This window comes from Verrucomicrobiota bacterium, from assembly GCA_016200005.1.
In the GTDB taxonomy this organism is placed as follows: Bacteria; Verrucomicrobiota; Verrucomicrobiia; order Limisphaerales; family PALSA-1396; genus PALSA-1396.
The window spans coordinates 57,212-75,193 of sequence record JACQFP010000023.1 but is presented as its reverse complement, the minus strand read 5'-3'; the positions used below and the strand labels follow the sequence as shown (position 1 = coordinate 75,193).

The following is a 17,982-nucleotide window of genomic DNA, read 5'->3' as shown; positions in this document are numbered from 1 at the left end:
GGCAGGGCGATGCGGCCAACGTGCAATCCGAGATTGAAAGGTTGCGCGCAGCATCTGCCAAGTTGGAGCAATCCATCGCACAGGCGAACGAAGTTGCCGCCCGCGCCGCCGAATCTGCGCAAGCCTTCGAAGCGTGGAAGCAGAGAATTCGCGGCCCGCTGCTCGCGGCAGACTACCGCTGGTCGGACGATTCGGCCTTCGTGCGCATCCCCAAGGCGGTGTTGCCCGAGTTGATGAGAGAGGGCGCGGCAGAGCCTTTCTCGCCGCCGGGGGTCGTGAATCCGTTCGCCGGGGAACTGATGGGCATGGCGCCCACGGAACAGCGGTCGGTGGAAGCAGCGCTTCGGCGGCATTTTGCGGACGTGGAAGAGCGAGTTACGGCTGGGATTCAGGAAACCAACCTATCGTCAGGCGGGAGCGTCGTTGCGCGCAGGTCATTCGTCCTTTCGCCGTTGCCCGAGGACGAGATGAAGCCACGCCGCGACCAGATGCTGGCAGAAGTGCGGGGTGTTGTGGGGGACGAACGCTGGCCGGTGGTCGAGGCCAGACCTCCGGAAGCAGGACCTCGTGTTCCGTATTCAATCGTGGGGCAAAACCTGCCGATGCAATCGGCGGAGTCAGTTGAGATTTCGCTGACGACCGACCCGAAGGGGACGCTCATGGTTGAGAGTACCTCTTCCGGCGGCAGCCCTAGCGTGAGGGGCAAGTACTCCGTAAATATTGTGGGCTATGGCGGTGGTCCGGAACTGTCCTTGTTCCTGCCCGAGGGCGATCCCAGCCGGGCCGCCGAGTTGGAGCGTTTTCTCCCGACCGTGACGAGTACCTTGCGGCAGCGCGTGCTTGCCTGGCTTCAGGAGCAGGCAACGGCCCGGCTCAAAAAGAAGGAGAACCCATGAACAAAATCCTTCTGGCATTGACTTTTCTGGCGGCAGGCGCAGGCGCGTTTCACTCGGCAAGTCAGCATGTGACTCAACTCCAGCAGAAAGTGCGCGCGGCAAACGAGTCGTGGCAAATCCACACGCAGCAATTCGCCGCCGCACGGAGTGAACAGGCCGCACTGACGGAGCGCGTCCGTGAGCTGAGGCAAACTCCGACGCAATCGCAACCTGTCTCGAAGACCGAGCTTTGGTCCGCGCTCCAGACGAATCGGGCCGACCATCTTCCGGCGGAACTGCGGCAGCGTGTACTGGCGGAACTAGGCTTCGAGTGGCGGACTTCTCCGGACTATATCATCGTCAGCAAGCAGGCCGTGCGCGAGCTCCAGATGGCCGCCGTCCGCGATGGCCAATTGAGCGAAGCGGCCGCCGCAGTTCTCGCCCTGACACCCGAGGAGCGCGGCCAGGTCGAAGCGGCCATCCAGCGTGTCAAAACGGATTTCAAGGATTGGGTGTCGGCGCACATGGAGCGCAGCGAACCGAAGGATGACGTGGTGGCGCATTACACCTTGCCGGAAGATCCAGCGACGTCGCAAAGCATCAGCAATGGCTTCGGCAGCGCACTTTCCGCCGCACTTGGACGGGAGCGGGCAGAGGTAATCCTGGCTTCCGCTCGGGACTGGATGGTCAACTCCATCGGTCTGTACGACTGTGCCCGCCAACCACAGGTCGTGACCGTTAAGCGCAACGGGGTCGGGACCGAACAGCGACTGAAATTCCAAATAGAAAATGACAATGGGCGCGGCGTGACGGTTTCGTACGACCTCCCGAGCGAACCCCAATGGAATTTTCCCAGAGCTTTCCGGCCCCTCTTCCCGAACGGCTGGGCGGATGTGGCGCAACGAGAAGGTTTCGAGTTGCCTGAGAAACCTCAGGAGAAATAGCTCGAACCGAAAATGACGCCATGACGCGCGCGAGAACGAATATGAAGAACCACAAACGCACCATCCGGACCATGACCATCTTGACGTTGCTCGCCAACTTGGGGTGTATCATGCAAGCGGCCAACGGGCAGGGATTCATTGTTGATCAATCGAATGTGGTTGGGGGATCCATCACCACTGGCGTCCTGACGCCTGGTCAGAACTTGGGCCAATCATTTACACCGGCCTTAACCGGACTGGATCGGTTTGAGATTCAAGGTTCATCCCGAGGAGTTTCAACGGTGCAATTCAACCTCTTCAGAGGGCTGCCGGGATCCGGTGCGCAGATTGCCACCAGCCCGACACTCATCGTGACCAACAGCACTCTCGAGACAATTGGATTTGAATTTCCAGCTACCGTCGCTCTTGTCCCGGGAGACATTTACACGGCGACACTGGTTCTGATTGCAGGCGACTCGTATCTGTTGGCATTCTCTTCGGCAAACCCATACCCAGGCGGAGTAGCCTTCAACGAATTCGGGCTGCCTCGCTCCACCATTGATTGGGTGTTCTCTGAAGGAATCATCGCGATTCCGGAGCCGTCCACGGTCTTGCTGCTCGGATTTGCAGCGGTTGGCCTTCACCTCCGGCTGAGACTTTCAACAAGGTCGTCAACGTGAAGGTTTCGAGCTGCCCCCGGAACTGCTGAAGAAATGACTTCAACTCAACCGAAACCACCGCGCGTCGCAAGAGCATGAAGAACCCGCTGCCCGCCCTGTTCGGCGTCATCCTTCTGGCGACGCCCCTGGCCACCACCGCCCAGCAATTTGGTGATTTCACTTACACTTCGGATGGCTTGGCCATCACCATCACCGGCTACACTGGCCCAACCGGGCCGGTGACCATCCCGTATGCCGTCGCGGGGCTGGCCGTCACCCACATCGGGGACAATGCTTTCTCCGCTAATCCGAACCTGACCAGCGTCACAATCCCCAGCAGCGTCAACAACATCGGGGTTGCTGCATTCTGGCACAGCTACAACCTGACCAGCGTCACGATCCCCGACAGCGTCACGCGCATCGGGCACGATGCGTTTTTCAATTGCCCCCTGACGAACGTCACTATTCCGAATAGCATCACCAGTATCGCGGACGGGACGTTTTCTGAATGCCGCCTGGTTAGCGTGACGATCCCCAGCAGCGTCACGAACGTGGGGAGTTACGCGTTCTATAATTGCGCCAGACTGATCACCGTCACGATCCCCAGCACCGTCACCAGCATTGGAGACGGGGCGTTCGTTGGTTGCACGAGCCTGATCAGCGTCACGATCCCCAGCAGCGTCACCAACATTGGAAGCCAGTCGTTTCTGGGATGCACCAGTCTGGTGGCGATCACGGTGGATCCGGCCAATCCGTCCTGCAGCAGCTTGGATGGAGTCTTGTTCAACAAGAACCAGACCACGCTGATCCAATTCCCGGGCGGCAAAGTTGGAAGCTATCCAATTCCCAGCAGCGTCACTAACATAATGGACTATGCATTCTATGGCTGCGCCAGCCTGACCAACGTCATAATTCCCGGCAGCGTCAGCAACATTGTGGACGGCGCGTTCTACCTCTGCACCGGCCTGACAAGCACCACCATCCCCAACAGCGTTACCAGCATCGGGCACGATGCGTTCTATAACTGCACCAGCCTGCGCAATATCAGCATCCCCGGCAGCGTTACCAGCATCGGGTACCAAGCGTTCTATAATTGCACGAATCTGAACAAAATCACAATCCCTGGCACCGTCACCAACCTCGGGAACTATGCGTTCCGGAACTGCCCCAGCCTGAATCGAGTGTTTTTTATGCGTAACGCTCCGGGCGTTGATTCGGGTGTCTTCTATGATGCCAGCAATGTGACTGTCTATTACCTCCCCGGCGCCACCGGCTGGAGCGCGACGTTTGCCGGTCGCCCGGCAGTCTTATGGAACCCGCTGATGCAAACCAGCGGCCCCAACTTTGGCGCAGGGCCAGTCGGATTCGGTTTCGACATCACCGGGACGACAAACATCCCCATCGTAGTGGAGGCTACGACGAACCAGGCCAACGGCGCCTGGGTTCCGCTGCAAAGCCTCAATCTTACCAACGGACTTTTTCACTTCAACGATCCGGAGTGGATCGGCCATCCGGCGCGCCTGTATCGCATTCGCTCGCCCTAGTTGCAGGCAGTCGAAACCTGGCTCCGCCCGCAAGTTTTGGAAACTTGCGATACAGCAAGCTCGGAGGCCCGCGCTACAGTCCAGGCAAAAAAGATCGAAAAAAGATTTTCGGTTTGCGGCGCCTGCGGCAGCTTGTGGGTTGAACATGAGCGAATGGCGTGCGGATTTTGAATTGTTGCAGGCGTTTTCCCGCCAAGGTGACCAACCGGCATTCGCCACCCTGACGCGTCGGCATCTCGATCTTGTTTATGCCACCGCGCTGCGGAAGGTCACCGACGGCGGCGCTGCCGAGGAAATCTGCCAGAACGTCTTTGGGGCGCTCGCCCGCAAAGCCTGGCAGTTTGCGCCGGATGATTCGCTCCCCTCGTGGCTTCATCGCACGACCTTGCTTGAATCCAAATCCTGGTTGCGCGGCGAATTGCGGCGGCGTCGCCGCGAAGCAACCGCCGCTGAACTGGGCACGACTATGAAGACTTCCGAAGCCGAACCCGCGTTCCAGGCGCTCGTGCCGCTGCTGGACGAAGCGTTGCTTTCCCTCCGCGAGAAAGACCGCACCGCCCTGTTGTTGCGTTTCTATGAAAGTCATTCCCTGCGCGAGGTGGGCGCCGCCGTTGGCGCGAGTGAAGACGCGGCGCGGATGCGGGTGCAAAGCGCGCTGGAAAAGCTGGCAGAATTTTTCAAGCGGCGCGGCTTCAAGACGGCAACTGTTGCCGCGGCTGCCGCTGCGCTGCAACACACGGCCACTTCTGCTTCGGCGGCGGTGGTGAGCACGGTCGTGGGCGCGGTGTTGAAAGTTGCGCCGCCGGCACTGGTCGGGTTGGCCGCGTGGCTGGCGCGACTCGCCAGTTTGAGCCGAGTGCAAACGGCGGGGCAGGGCGATGCGGCCAACGTGCAATCCGAGATTGAAAGGTTGCGCGCAGCATCTGCCAAGTTGGAGCAATCCATCGCACAGGCGAACGAAGTTGCCGCCCGCGCCGCCGAATCTGCGCAAGCCTTCGAAGCGTGGAAGCTGAGAACTCGCGGCCTGCTGCTTGCGGCGGATTACCGATGGTCGGACGATTCGCCGTTCGTGCGGATTCCCAAAGCGGTGTTGCCTGAGTTGGTGAGAGAAAGCGCAGCCGAGCCGTTTTCGCCGCCGGGCGTTGTGAATCCCTTCGCGCGCGAACTGATGGGGATGACCCCGGTGGAACAGCAGGCGATGGAGGCCGCGCTTGGGCGGCATTTTGCAGATGTGGAAGAGCGAGTTACAGCAGGGATTCAGGAAACCAATCTGCCTGTAGCCGACAATGTCCTGGCGCGCAGGTCATTCGCCCTTTCGCCCTTGCCAGAAGATGAGATGAGGCCGCGCCGCGACCAGATACTGGCAGAGGTGCAGGGCGTGGTCGGGAACGAACGCTGGCCGGTGGTGGAGGCTAAGCCCCCGCAGGCAGGCCCTCGCATTCCTCTAGCTACCACTGGGGCAAACCTGCCGATGAGATCAGGCGAGTCAGTTGAGATTTCGCTGACGACCGACGCCAAAGGGACGCTTAAAGTTGAAGGCACCTTTGCCGGCGGCAGCCCGATCGAGAGCAAGAATTCCCTAAACGTTGTGGGATATGTGAACGTCCAGGACCTGTCCATGTTCCTGCCAGAGGACCATCCAAGGCGGCCCGCCGCCGCCGAGCAGGTTCTCAAGAGTTTCCTCCCGCTTGTAACGAGCACGCTACGCCAACGTGTATGCGCCTGGCTTCAGGAAGAGGCGATTACCCGGCTGAGCAAGAAGGAGAACCCATGAGTAAAGTCCTTCTGATCCTTACCTTTCTCGCCACGGGTGCAGGCGCACTCCACGTAGCACGTCAGCATGCCAATCAACTTCAACAGAAGGTGCAGGCCGCAAATGAGTCCTGGCAATTTCACACGCAGCAACTCGTCGTCGCGCAGAGTGAGAAATCCGCTCTGACGGACCGCGTCCGTGAGTTACAGCAAGCTCTGGCCCAATCCAAGGCCGCGACCGTGAACGCGCTTTGGTCCGTGCTCAAAACGAATCGCGCCGATCGTCTCTCACCGGAACTGCGGCAGCGTGTGCTGGCGGAACTCGGCTTCGATTGGCGAACTTCGCCGGACTACATCGTCGTCAGCAAGCAGGCTGTGCGCGATGTCCAGATGAAGGCAGTCATTGACGCTAAATTGACGGATGTAGCCACCGCGGTCCTCGCCCTGACACCTCAGGAACGCGGTCAAGTCGAGGCGGCTCTCCAACGCGTGAAGAAGGATTTCACCGACTGGATGCTCGCCCACGTGGAGCGCGCTGAGCCAAAGGACGATCTGGTGGCGCAATACACCTTGCCAAAGGACGACACGATGTCGCAGAGCATCAGCAACAACCTCATCACTGCGGTGGCTGGCGCATTGGGCGGAGAGCGGGCGGAATTGATCCTGCCGACTTCACAGGCATGGATGAAGTCCATCGGCCTCTACGACTGCGACGCAAAGCCGGTAACGCTGATCATCAAACGGTATCAGGCCGGTGACGAACAACGTCTGAAGGCCCAAACTTCAAATGACTACGGGAAGGGTATGAATTTTCCGCGCGACCTTTGGACCCCTGAATGGAAGCTTTATCCCTTCCCTAGAACCTTTCGGCTCATCTTCCCGAATGGGTGGGCCGACGTGGCAAAACGGGAAGGTTTTGAGCTGCCGCCCGAGCCTGAGAAAAAGTAGCTCCGGAATCGTCATGAAACCGACCCCAACTTTGTCGCCCACCGTATCCATACCGTGGCGCACGTCCACTCACCTTTTCGCCGTGCTGGTCTTGGTCACCCTCTGGCTCGAAACCAGCACCGGCCGAGCGCAGTCTCCCGGCGCAGTGCTGGCATGGGGGTACAACGGCAGCGGCCAAACTGATGTGCCGTTCGCGGCGCAGAGTGGCGTGACGGCGATTGCGGCGGGAAAATATCACGCCGTGGCCTTGAAGACCAACGGCTCGGTTGTGGCGTGGGGGTACAACGATGATGGCGAAACAAATGTGCCGTTCGCGGCGCAGAGCGGAGTGATGGCGATCGCGGCAGGAGGTTATCACACGGTGGCTTTGAAAACCAACGGCATGGTGCTGGCGTGGGGGTCCGGCTACATGGGCCCGACGAATGTGCCCGTTACGGCGCAGAGCGGAGTGGTGGCGATTGCGGCGGGCCTTCATTACACCCTGGCCTTGAAGACCAACGGATCCCTCGTGGCGTGGGGGGAAAACAACTTTGGCCAGACGGACGTGCCAGTCGAAGCGCAGAACGGAGTGCTGGCGATTGCGGCGGGCGATGTTCACGCGGTGGCGTTGAAAACCGACGGCTCGGTCGTGGCGTGGGGAGACAACTACGTCGGTCAAACGAATGTGCCCGTCGCGGCGCAGAGCGGGGTGAGAGCGATTGCGGCGGGAGGTTATCACACCACGGTCTTGAAGAACGACGGCTTGGTCGTGGAGTGGGGGAATACTTGGGGGAATGTGCCTGTCGCGGCGCAAAGCGGGGTGATGGCGATTGCGGCGGGGAGTGACCACACCGTGGCTTTGAAGACCAACGGCTCGCTCGTGGCGTGGGGAAATAATAGTTGCTGCGGCGAAACAACGGTGCCTGCGGGCTTGGTTGGTGTCACAGCGATTGCGGCGGGATATAGTTACACTGTGGTGCTCGTTGACACCGGGCCGGAGCCGACCTTGCTGCGGTGGCCCAGCGCCAATGCCATGGTCCTCTCCTGGCCGGCGAACGCGACCGGGTTTACGCTGCAGTCCACGCAAGATCTGACTCAGCCCGCAAGCTGGCTCGACGTGACCAATCCGCCGGCGGTGCTCGGCGGGCAATTCACAGTCACGAATCCGGTTTCCGCCGGCTCCCAGTTCTTCCGGCTGCGAAAGCCGTGACGGGGTAGTTCTTGAAAATGGCCGCACCTGAGTTCGGCCAACATCGCCTTCATCATCGGCAGTTAGAAGCCTTCGACCCGCTGCCACTTCCTGCGGGCAAGTGGCGGCAGCGATGGGATTTGCGCTGAACCTGGACGACGAGAAGACGTTGGAGTTAAGCTGGGTGGTCCGCAACGCCGCTTATACCGACTTTCTGTTTTCTCGCGGACGGTTTTCGCTGGTGACCTTTAACGCCGTGCCGCATCTGAGCGATCCGCATCTGCTGACCTTTATTTGACCCGTTCCGACCCGTATCAGAAGCCGTTGCCACCGATCTGAGGTTTTGATTTTGCTGCAACATCCACACCCGACGTTTTCCAAACAAGTTCATCCGGCCAATGATTGGTTTTTAAGAAAGCGAGCGGTTCGTGATTGCCTCTGGCATAGACTTCCAGAAAAGCGAGGCTGTAAGCGTTGATCAGTTTGTAGGTCGTTTCCATCGAAGTGAACTCGAACGGCTCTTTGGTTTCGCGCCGTTTGCCCGGCCCGACTCCATCGCCGTAGCTCTTGTTGATCTTGAACATGTCGGTGAACGAGTAGTGCCCGCCGTTTTTCATTTCCAACAGGTAGGACGGTCCGGTGTGCGTGCTGTGATGCGAACGAACCAGCGCGTTACCGTTGACGCCAATCGTAGTATCCTCCGTGCCGATCATCCACAACGTCGGCACGGTCAGGTTGGTGTGCGTCAGCGGCGCGCCTGACATCGCAATCACGGATTTGAATCGTGCGTCGAAATCAGCGACCCGGACCGCCGTTATCGAACCGAATGACATGCCGGAAGCGCAAACCGCGCTGAGGTCCAGCTTGCCGGCGAAGCGGCTGTCCGCGCCGCCATTCCACAGCGTCATCTGGTCGAGCAGAAAACTCATGTCCTTGGGTCGGTCGGCAGCGGAATTGGTGCGCCCTTTGTTATCATAGGGAATCAGCTTGCCGTTGATGATCGTCATGGAAGCGTTGCCGGTGTGATCGGCGGAGACGACGACGTAACCGTGACTGGCGAGGAAGTCGCACCAGAAAGTATTCTGATGCCGATTGCCGCCGTTGCCGTGCGAAAAGACGACGAGCGGAAATGTTCCGTCGCGCACGCGCGCATCGCGCACGGCATCATTCACAAAAGTCTTGTCCACCTCGGCGATGGACTGCTTGTACGATTCGCGCACGAAGGCTTCCACTTCCGGTGGTGGGCTGGCGGGAAGGAAATTCGAGTATTTGTTTTTTAGCAGATTGCGTGAGTCATCGGTGGCCGGATACCAGATTTCGGTGACCAATGTGCGCGGTTCGTGGGTGAGCGCATCGGTGCGACTATGGTCAATCAGAACGGTGGTGGTGACTCCAATCGGCAATGGCCCCAACGGCGCTAAAAAGTCGATTTTTTCCGCGAAGGCGTTGCTGAGAAGAAACAACGTCCCGATCAATCCCGATACGGTGTGCTTGATGATGTCCTTGTGCATAATGTGTTACTGAATAGGAAACGACTGGCAACGTGTCAAGGTGACAACAAAATTCCGGAAAATTTCAAAAGCAATGTTATTGCGGTCTGGGCAAGGGCGTTATACTGTTTTGACGTTCACGCTGGCTGCTGCGTCTATTCTACCGGGTTGTTTGCTGCCGCGTTTAAGGTCATGGAATTATTTCGCACAAAGGACACCGCTTATGAAACTTAGCAAGTTGACGACGGCTGTTTTGGTCTGCCTGGCGACCTGGCCGGTGCTGGTGGGAAAGGTTCAAGCTCGCGAGAAGAAAGTGCCCATCGGCGCGCAATCCGAAAAATTCACGTTCAAGGACATTCGCTATTCACCACGAACGTTGGATGACTTCGGCCAGCCAAAAGCCTTCGTCATGATCTTTACGACCACCGGTTGCCCGCTGGTGCAACGCTATCTGCCGCGCCTCGAGGAACTCTCCAAGCAATACTCCGACAAGGGCGTTCAATTCATTGCCGTCGATGTTGGCCCGGATGATTCGATCAAGGAAATTGCTTACCAGGCGATGGAGCATGGCGTCGAATTTCCCTTCGTGAAAGACGTGGACGGCGAGTGTGCGCGAGCGTTGGGCGTCAGCCGCACACCACAAGTCGTCGTGCTGGATGCCGAGCGAAAGATTCGCTATCGCGGTCGCATCGACAATCAATACCGGCTCGGTGGCGCCAATCCATCGGTTGATCGCGAGGATTTGAAGGAAGCCATTGAGGATGTTCTCGCCGGACGCAAAGTGAAAGTGAAGGAAACCGCGGTTGACGGTTGCGCCATTACGTTCCCTGAAGTTCGCCCGACCAACAACTCGCTGACTTACGCCAAAGACATTGCGCCGTTACTCAACAAGCATTGCGTGGAATGTCATCGGCCCGGAACGGAAGCGCCGTTTGTGCTGACATCTTACGAAAAAGCCGCCGCCAAGGCCAAGGCCATCGCGGAAGTCGTCGATGAGCAACGCATGCCTCCGTGGTTTGCGCATCCCGGTTTTGGCAAGTTCATCAACCAACGTTCCCTCACGGAAGACGAGCGCGACACCATTGTGCAATGGGCACGCGGCAGCAAAGCGCCGGGCGACCTCGCGCAAGCGCCCAAGCCGCCGGAGTTTCCTGACAGCAAATGGTTGATCGGCGAACCGGACCTCATCATCACCGCCGCGAAACCGGAACAGTTGCCCGCCACCGGCTACATCAATTATCGCTACGTCATTTTGCCCTACGTCTTCCCCTATGACACCTGGGTGCAAGGTGTTCAAATCATGCCCAGCAACCCCAAGGTTGTGCATCACGCCAACATCGCTTTCGGCACATTGGGCAAAGGTTTTGATGAAGACCACAACTTCATCACCGGCAAAGTGCCCGGCGGCATTCCCGTCAACCTCGATTCCGGGATGGCGATGATGATTCCCAAAGGCGTGTCCCTCGTTTATCAGATTCATTACGTGACGACGGGCAAGGAGGAGACCGACCAGATTTCCGTCGGCCTGCGCTTCGCCAAGGAACCGATCCGCAAACGCGTCCGTTACAAAATCATTGGCGACTACAAATTTGAGATTCCACCGGGCGCGCCAGCCTATCCCGTCGCCGCGCAAAAGGAACTTGAATGCGACGCGACCGGCATCGCGCTGTTCAGCCACATGCATCTGCGCGGCAAGGACACCACGTTCTCCGCGCATTACCCGGACGGACGGAACGAGACGCTGCTCGTCCTGCCGAATTACAGTTTCGACTGGCAGTTGAGCTATGTCTGGGGTCGCGGCGAACAACATTTCCCCAAGGGAACGAAGATCGAATGCAGCTCGCACTTCGACAACTCGGCGTTCAATCCTTTCAATCCCGATCCCAAGGTGGTGGTCAAGAACGGCCCGCAAACGCACAACGAAATGATGCAGGGTTTCTTCTTCTACACCGACGATACGGAAACCCTGAACGTCCGCGTCGATCCCAAGACCGGCAAAGAAATCACCGAGGAGAAGCAAGCGGCGAAGTGACGACGAAATCCGCCGGTGGGGCGAGCGTCCTCGTGAGCTGGCGACGAGTAGGTACGAGATTATGAGACGCGTAACCAAGTTAAAAGTTGGAATGATCTGGCTGCTGATTAGCTTAGCGGTGTTACTTCAAAGCCCCAGTGCGGGCGCTTCAAAGGTGTTGGCCAGCAATTATGATGGAACGAATAGTCTCAACTGCGCTTTGTATTATGTAGGAAAATCCTTTAGCTACACTTACTCTGAAGGCGCCAGGTTCCAAGTCAGTGGCAGCGGTGAGATCAAACTCAAAAGAATGATCTTGCCTTTAGCGAAGTCCGAAATCGCAAATGCGAATAATTACAAGCTCTCCATCGTTCGCGATGATCGTTTAAGCCCAGGCCAGGAGGTCATTTGGTTTGGGATTCCGCAAGACGTCGGGCCAACGGTCGGCAATTATTCCTACGCTCTTAATGGAATCGTGCAAGGAGGGCAGAATTATTGGTTGCTCTTCGAAGCAACAGCAGCGGACGTTGGCTATTATTTATGGCCGTTCGCTAGCTCACCGCTTCTTTACTGTGGACAGGACAGGCCTCCGGATTCGGGTTACGTCGCATCACGTTGGTCAACAAATGGTCCGCCAACCGGCTTTTGGCATATCTGGCCCAACGACATCCGCCCTGCATTCCTTATAGAAGGCAACCACGTGCCCGAAGCTGCGATTGTTGTTTCTCCGCTTGCGGAGTTCCCTGGCCTCACAAATTTGATTGTGATTGCGCCGAACAACCAGAGTACAAGTGTCGTCTTGGATGGCTCCGAATCTAAGGATGCGGACAATGATCAGCTACAGTTCACATGGCTTGATGACACGAACCTCCTAGCAACAACGCTTGTCGCAACTAATATCCTTGATATAGGAACGCGTCAGATTTCGTTGGTTGTGAGTGATGGCTCCGATTCAACGACGGCCTCGGTAATGTTGAATATCATCACGCTTGGACAGGCCGTGGAGATTTTGATTCTGCTGGTTGAGCAGGCGGATTTGGCTGACAAGAACAGACGCCCCATGATCGCAACTTTGATCAACGCAGTTGATTCGTTTGATCGCGGCAACTCAACGGCGGCGTTGAATCAACTTCGCTCGTTCCAGAACAAAGTTCAGGCCCAGATCGCTGGCTTGGAGAGGGAACTCGCCAACCAATTAATGGGAGTGGCGCAACAAATTATTGATCGCTCAGAGGGTTTGTGACTGAAATGGCGACGGAGTGGGGCGTTGACAGTTCTCTCTTTGCTTAGCCGTCCTCGTCGAAGTCATTTACTCAAGTCGCCGCGCCCAAACTCAAATCCACTTCTTCAGTCCCCATTTGTGGAGAACCTTGGCGAGCAGTTTGAAATCACGGCGTTTCTTGGCCGAGTAGGGAAACCACCAGGGATTTGATTTCATCGGGAACACGTCCCAGTTGATGTGCTTCATTTGGACGAATTCGCGCAGGCCGTGCTTGGAATGGGTGACGCCATATCCGCTCTCCTTCACACCGAACCACGGCGTCTCCGCTGCCCCGTGCGTGTAAATCACATCGTTGATGATGACCGTGCCCGCTTGCACTTGCTCGGCGATTTTTTTGCCGCGGTTCGTGTCCTTCGTCCAGACGCTGGCCAGCAGACCGTAATTGGAACGGTTCGCTTCCCGGATCGCCTCGGCATCATCCTTGACAACGACGATGGGCAGCACCGGGCCGAAGGTTTCCTCCTGCATCACGCGCATGGAATCGTTGACGTTGAGGAGAACGGTCGGCTCAAAAAAGTAGCCGGGCAACGATTCAATCCGCCTGCCGCCCGTGAGCACGCGCGCGCCTTTGGCAACGGCGTCGTTGACGTGCTCCGTCACGATGCGCAGTTGTCGGGCATTGGTGAGCGAACCCACGTCCTGCTGCTGTTCGCCGTCGATGCCGACGCGCAATGCCTTGGTTTTTTCAACCACGGCGTTGATGAACTTATCGGCGATGTACTCGGCCACATAGAGCCGTTCGACGGAAGCGCACGTCTGTCCGCAGTTGGTGAATGCTCCCCAAACCGCGCCGTTGACCGCGCGCTTGAACGGCGCGTCGCCGCAAACAATCATCGCGTCCTTGCCGCCCAATTCCAGAACGAACGGCATGAGCCGCCGAGCCGCGGCCTCTGCAATGATCTTGCCGGTGCGCACGCTGCCGGTGAAAAATATCTTGTCGATTGCTGAATCTACCAGCGCTGCGCCCGTGCTGCCGTCGCCGGTCAAGACTTGCAAGACTCCGTCTGGCAGGCCGGCCGCGCGAAACAGCTCGCCGATTTTCAAACCGACCATTGGTGTGTACTCGGATGGCTTGAGCAACACCGCATTGCCAGCCATCAACCCCATCACGACTTCGCCCATCGGTATCGAAAGCGGATAGTTCCACGGCGAGATGATCCCCACCACGCCGTAAGGATGAAAGCTGATGCGGGATTTTTTGTTGCGGAAGACGGACAAGGTGAATTGTTCATCGCGCAGAAGCTTCGCCGATTCCCGCGCGAAATAGTCCATCAAATTCGCCACCGGCAGGACTTCACTCGCCATCGCTTCGACCAACGGCTTGCCGGTTTCGCGCGAAATCAATTCGCAAACCTCATCCTGTCGATCCAGCAGGAGGTCCTTCGCCTTGAGAACATGTTTGGCACGTTCCTCGAACGAGTGCGCGGCCCAGGACGGTTGCGCGCTGCGGGCGTTCTCAACCGCTACGTTGACCTCCAAGTCGGAAAGCATCGGCGCGCGTCCGACCTCCGTCATCGTCGCGGGATTGATGGAGATGATCTCCCGCGTCGCCATGCGGAGTATTTGGGTATCGGTAGCGTCCACAGACACTTCTTTGACAGACTTGCGCCTAACGCGCCAGCCACATTTTCATGGTTCGATTGACCATGTCGGTGGCGTCCTGTTGCACGAAGTGCCCGGCGCCGGGAATCGTCACCAGCGTCAAGTCTTTTTCCAACCAGTCCCAAGTGCCATTCAAAGCGCCGGGCAACAACGCCCAGTCATCGAGGCCGTGAATCATCAACACCGGAGGTTTGACTTTGACCACCGGCGAGGTGTCTGCCACGTACGGCTCTTTGGGATAATTACGTTTGTAGTAATTCAGCATCGCTTCGAAATCCGAACGGCGAAAAGCTTCGACGTATTTCGCCCGGGCATCTGGATCGGTGACCCACTCGGCCAATTTCTCAGCGGTCAAATCCTTCTCCGCGCCTTCCTGTTGAAAGCGGCGGGCATAGGCGCTGTTCTTCTGTTGCTTCGGATTATTTGCCAGCTCGCGCGACAGGCCGCGAAAGTGCGGCAGGTTGAGGATGATGAGTTTGTCAGTCATCTCCGGGTGGCGCATCGCAAAGCCCCACGCCACCGCGCCGCCCCAATCATGGCCGACAATGATGGCTTTCTCCTGACCGAGGTGTTTGATGACGGCAACCACATCCGACACGAGGAGGCTCATGCTGTAGTTATCGACGCCCTTCGGTTTGTCGCTCAGGTTGTAACCGCGCTGGTCGATGGCCACGACACGGTAGTCTGGCGCGAGCGCCGTCATTTGGTGTCGCCATGTGTACCAGTAATCCGGAAAGCCGTGGATCATGACGATGAGCGGCCCTTTGCCCATCGCGGCATAATGAATTTTCACGCCGTTGTTCGTCGCGTAACCGTGTTCAACAAGTTTTTCCATATCGGAATCCTTCGCAGCCGCGATCAGGGAGGTGGTGATTGCAGCGAACATCGCGGCTTGAATGATTCGCGACAATGATTGGCCAAGAATCGAGGTGTTTTTCATAAGTCAACGGACGTAAATGGGATTGGAGTAAATCCAAACGCGATCTTCGCCATCCACCGTCAGCCAACCCTCGACGCGATAAACGCCCGCCCCATCCACCGTTTGCTCCAGGACTGATTGTTGCTTCGCGGAAATCACCTTGCCATCCTTGAACAGGCGGGTTTTGCACGCCAGCGGAAACCGCGCGATGAGTTTCATCCCCTCGGCGAACTTGACTTCATCGCCCATTAGCACGCGACTGGATTGACTTGAAGCGTCTTTTTGAACTGCTTCAAAGGAAAAGCCGTTCGCATCGCACATCCAATCGTGGCTCACGTAAGCGTGACCCGCCTTGAGCGCGGCGCGAATAGCGGCCTCCGTCAATTCGGGAGCCAGAATGTGGGTGGTGGCATTCCGAAACGAACGATAGTATGGATCGAAATCAAGCCGCGCCAGAACATCGCCGGGTTTTCGATTCTTGGTCATCTCCAATATACCGGGCCGCGCGCTGGCACTGACTTTGCGCATCTGTTCGTCCGTATCAACGATGGTGCCGATCAGCACCGTTTTCTCATCCACCATTTTCACGATGAACACCTGGTTGTGATGACAGTCATTGGCGGCGACACCCGTGAGCCGGCGCTTTTGGGTTTCGGCATCCCATTTGTCGATGTACACCTGCGGATAGTCGTTTTGAAACGCCAGCATTTCGTCGGGGTAGAGGCGCAATCCTTCCTCCAATTCCGCGAGCGATTTCGGTTCGGTCATCTTCGTGACGAGCGCGATCAGCGACGCCATGTCCTTCTTGGCATCGTAATGGCGATTGTAAATTTCCTGCCCGGTCAGGTCTTCCATCGAATGACCGCGCCGTTCTTCGACGTGAGAAAGAAAGATCAAACCGTCACCGGCGGCTATCGACTTCACGAACTCCGGTGTGGATTGTTCCATCTTGTCCATGGCCGATTCCATGGGGTAGATGAGAAATCCCCTGATCTCCGAACCGGGAATGAACAACACTCCTTCGTGGAAACCGTGCCAGCTTTCCTTAATGAAGTCGCGTGGTGGACGGTAATGATCGGTCAGCAAAATGGCGTTCACGCCGGCCTTCTTCGCGTCGGCAAGCATTTCAGGGCGCGTGCCGCCGGTGTGCGTAGAATCCTCTGCGTGCGCGTGCAGGATGGCGCGATAGTCGTGCAACCCCGGCAGCGGGGGAGGGGATTTACGAGCGCTCTGAAACCGCAGCACCTCTTCGTGAGTCGTTTTCAAACGTGGCAACGTCATCCGCTCGATGGAACTGTGTTTGGAAGACGACGGTGAATTTGTTTCGGCAGCGTGAGCGCTCAAAGAGAAAACATTGAGCGCAACAAACGCAATGGCAGTTACCGACGCGATGCCAGTAAGGCGTAGTTTAATCATAGCATTCTAAATTCAGTTGATACCTGGTGATTGAGCAGGCCGGCCAATCGCCTGGCTCGGTTTCCCTCGGGCGACGCGACTCTAGCGTCGGCCATGCCTCTGTCAATCGATCCTGCCACTGGGCATGATTGGTCTTGAAACCTTAAACTCAACCCGTAACCTGACGTCACATTCCAATCAACCTTGCGCAGAACAGGCATGACGATCTGCATACCGAAAGAAACCGATCCCGGCGAAACGCGCGTGGCCATGACGCCCGCCAACGTCGCGCGCCTGGTCAAACTTGGGGCGCAGGTCGAAGTCGAAGTGGGCATGGGGCAGGGGAGTGGTTTCACGGATGCGGAATTCACGGCGGCGGGCGCCAATGTTTTTCACGATCGCACCGGTCTGCTCGCAGCGGCGGATATGGTTTTGCGCGTGCGCAAGCCGCCGATGGCGGAACTGGAGCTTTTGAAAAGAGGTTGCATCCACATCAGCTTTCTTCAGCCGTTCAACGAGACGGAATTGCTGCGCAGGCTCGCCGCGCGCGGCGTCAGCACCATCAGCATGGAAATGATTCCGCGCATCACCCGCGCGCAAAAGATGGACGCACTCACCTCCCAGGCAAATCTGGCCGGCTACGTGGCGGTAATTGTGGCAGCCAACCATGCGAACAGGATTTTTCCGATGATGATGACGGCTGCCGGCACAATTTCGCCTGCGCGCGTCCTGGTCATCGGTGCCGGCGTGGCCGGGTTGCAAGCCATCGCCACTGCGAAACGACTTGGGGCGCGGGTCGATGCTTACGACACCCGACCCGAGGTCGAAGAACAGATCAAATCACTCGGCGCGAGGTTTTTGAAAATCGATATTGGTGAAACCGGTCAAACGAAAGAAGGCTATGCGAAACCGTTGACCGAAGATCAACTTCAAAAACAACGCGACGGAATGAAAAAGTTTTGCGCCGATGCGGATGTCGTCATCACGACAGCACAGGTCTTCGGTCGTAAAGCGCCGGTGATTGTGACCGCCGACATGGTGGCGGCCATGAAACCGGGCAGCGTGATCGTTGACCTCGCCATCGAAAGCGGCGGTAATGTCGAAGGCGCGGCTTTGGGCGAAGTCGCCGACCGCCATGGAGTGAAGATTGTAGGGCTGCCGAATCTGCCGGGCCGTGTTCCCGCGCACGCTAGTCAGGTTTATTCCACGAACCTGACCAATCTGATCGAGGAGTTTTGGGACAAGGTCACGAAACAATTTGTGCTCAAGCTCGACGATGAAATCATTCAAGGCTGCCTCGTCACGCACGCGGGAGAAATCTGCAACCCCAAACTCAAGGAGAAGTTGTGAGTGCAAATCGTCTGGCAAAGAAACCTCAGTGCTTTGGTAGCCGCCGACATGAGGAGGCGGAATT

The 17,982-nt window shown here is 57.6% G+C and carries 15 protein-coding genes; 11 read left to right on the top strand and 4 right to left on the bottom strand.

Annotated features, from left to right (window positions below):
• Positions 1-41 precede the first annotated feature (41 nt).
• The 8 genes from HY298_08865 to HY298_08830 all read left to right on the top strand — a co-directional run bounded on the left by HY298_08865 (position 42) and on the right by HY298_08830 (position 8,167).
• Positions 42-896 (top strand): hypothetical protein, encoded by an 855-nt coding sequence (locus HY298_08865; GenBank protein MBI3850385.1) that lies wholly within the window; start codon positions 42-44, stop codon positions 894-896.
• Complete coding sequence (locus tag HY298_08860) at positions 893-1,819, top strand: hypothetical protein (GenBank protein MBI3850384.1); 927 nt, start codon at positions 893-895, stop codon at positions 1,817-1,819. Before HY298_08865 ends, HY298_08860 begins: the two co-directional genes overlap by 4 nt.
• 20 nt (positions 1,820-1,839) lie before the next feature.
• Positions 1,840-2,478: a PEP-CTERM sorting domain-containing protein gene (locus HY298_08855; protein ID MBI3850383.1), complete on the top strand. Its 639-nt coding sequence runs from the start codon at positions 1,840-1,842 to the stop codon at positions 2,476-2,478.
• 74 nt (positions 2,479-2,552) lie between these two features.
• Positions 2,553-4,001 carry a leucine-rich repeat domain-containing protein gene (locus HY298_08850; GenBank protein ID MBI3850382.1) on the top strand — a complete coding sequence of 483 codons (1,449 nt, stop codon included), beginning with the start codon at positions 2,553-2,555 and terminating at the stop codon, positions 3,999-4,001.
• Positions 4,002-4,146: 145 nt separating this feature from the next.
• Positions 4,147-5,775, top strand: coding sequence for a sigma-70 family RNA polymerase sigma factor (locus tag HY298_08845; protein ID MBI3850381.1), 1,629 nt, complete (start codon positions 4,147-4,149; stop codon positions 5,773-5,775).
• Positions 5,772-6,701 (top strand): hypothetical protein, encoded by a 930-nt coding sequence (locus tag HY298_08840; protein ID MBI3850380.1) that lies wholly within the window; start codon positions 5,772-5,774, stop codon positions 6,699-6,701. Before HY298_08845 ends, HY298_08840 begins: the two co-directional genes overlap by 4 nt.
• 13 nt (positions 6,702-6,714) lie before the next feature.
• On the top strand, positions 6,715-7,890 hold the full coding sequence (locus tag HY298_08835; protein ID MBI3850379.1) for a hypothetical protein: 1,176 nt from the start codon (positions 6,715-6,717) through the stop codon (positions 7,888-7,890).
• A 100-nt stretch (positions 7,891-7,990) separates the two neighbouring features.
• Positions 7,991-8,167, top strand: a complete 177-nt coding sequence (locus HY298_08830; GenBank protein MBI3850378.1) for a hypothetical protein — start codon at positions 7,991-7,993, stop codon at positions 8,165-8,167.
• A 16-nt stretch (positions 8,168-8,183) separates the two neighbouring features.
• Here the strand turns inward: HY298_08830 and HY298_08825 are convergent, their stop codons facing one another.
• Positions 8,184-9,380: a hypothetical protein gene (locus tag HY298_08825; protein ID MBI3850377.1), complete on the bottom strand. Its 1,197-nt coding sequence runs from the start codon at positions 9,378-9,380 to the stop codon at positions 8,184-8,186.
• A 202-nt stretch (positions 9,381-9,582) separates the two neighbouring features.
• Between HY298_08825 and HY298_08820 the strand changes: the two genes are divergently transcribed.
• Together HY298_08820 and HY298_08815 are read left to right on the top strand one after the other, a co-directional pair.
• Positions 9,583-11,391 (top strand): redoxin family protein, encoded by a 1,809-nt coding sequence (locus tag HY298_08820; protein MBI3850376.1) that lies wholly within the window; start codon positions 9,583-9,585, stop codon positions 11,389-11,391.
• 91 nt (positions 11,392-11,482) lie between these two features.
• Positions 11,483-12,613, top strand: coding sequence for a hypothetical protein (locus tag HY298_08815; GenBank protein ID MBI3850375.1), 1,131 nt, complete (start codon positions 11,483-11,485; stop codon positions 12,611-12,613).
• Positions 12,614-12,703: 90 nt separating this feature from the next.
• Here the strand turns inward: HY298_08815 and HY298_08810 are convergent, their stop codons facing one another.
• From HY298_08810 to HY298_08800, 3 genes are read right to left on the bottom strand one after another with little or no spacing between them, the layout of a single operon-like run.
• Positions 12,704-14,236: an aldehyde dehydrogenase family protein gene (locus HY298_08810; protein ID MBI3850374.1), complete on the bottom strand. Its 1,533-nt coding sequence runs from the start codon at positions 14,234-14,236 to the stop codon at positions 12,704-12,706.
• A gap of 25 nt (positions 14,237-14,261) precedes the next feature.
• Entirely contained in the window at positions 14,262-15,194 is a 933-nt protein-coding gene (locus tag HY298_08805) for an alpha/beta hydrolase (protein ID MBI3850373.1), read from the bottom strand.
• Positions 15,195-15,197: 3 nt separating this feature from the next.
• The gene (locus HY298_08800; GenBank protein ID MBI3850372.1) at positions 15,198-16,589 is read right to left on the bottom strand and encodes a histidinol phosphatase; all 1,392 of its coding nucleotides are present in this window, start codon (positions 16,587-16,589) and stop codon (positions 15,198-15,200) included.
• 198 nt (positions 16,590-16,787) lie between these two features.
• Between HY298_08800 and HY298_08795 the strand changes: the two genes are divergently transcribed.
• Complete coding sequence (locus tag HY298_08795; protein MBI3850371.1) at positions 16,788-17,918, top strand: Re/Si-specific NAD(P)(+) transhydrogenase subunit alpha; 1,131 nt, start codon at positions 16,788-16,790, stop codon at positions 17,916-17,918.
• Positions 17,919-17,982: the final 64 nt, after the last annotated feature.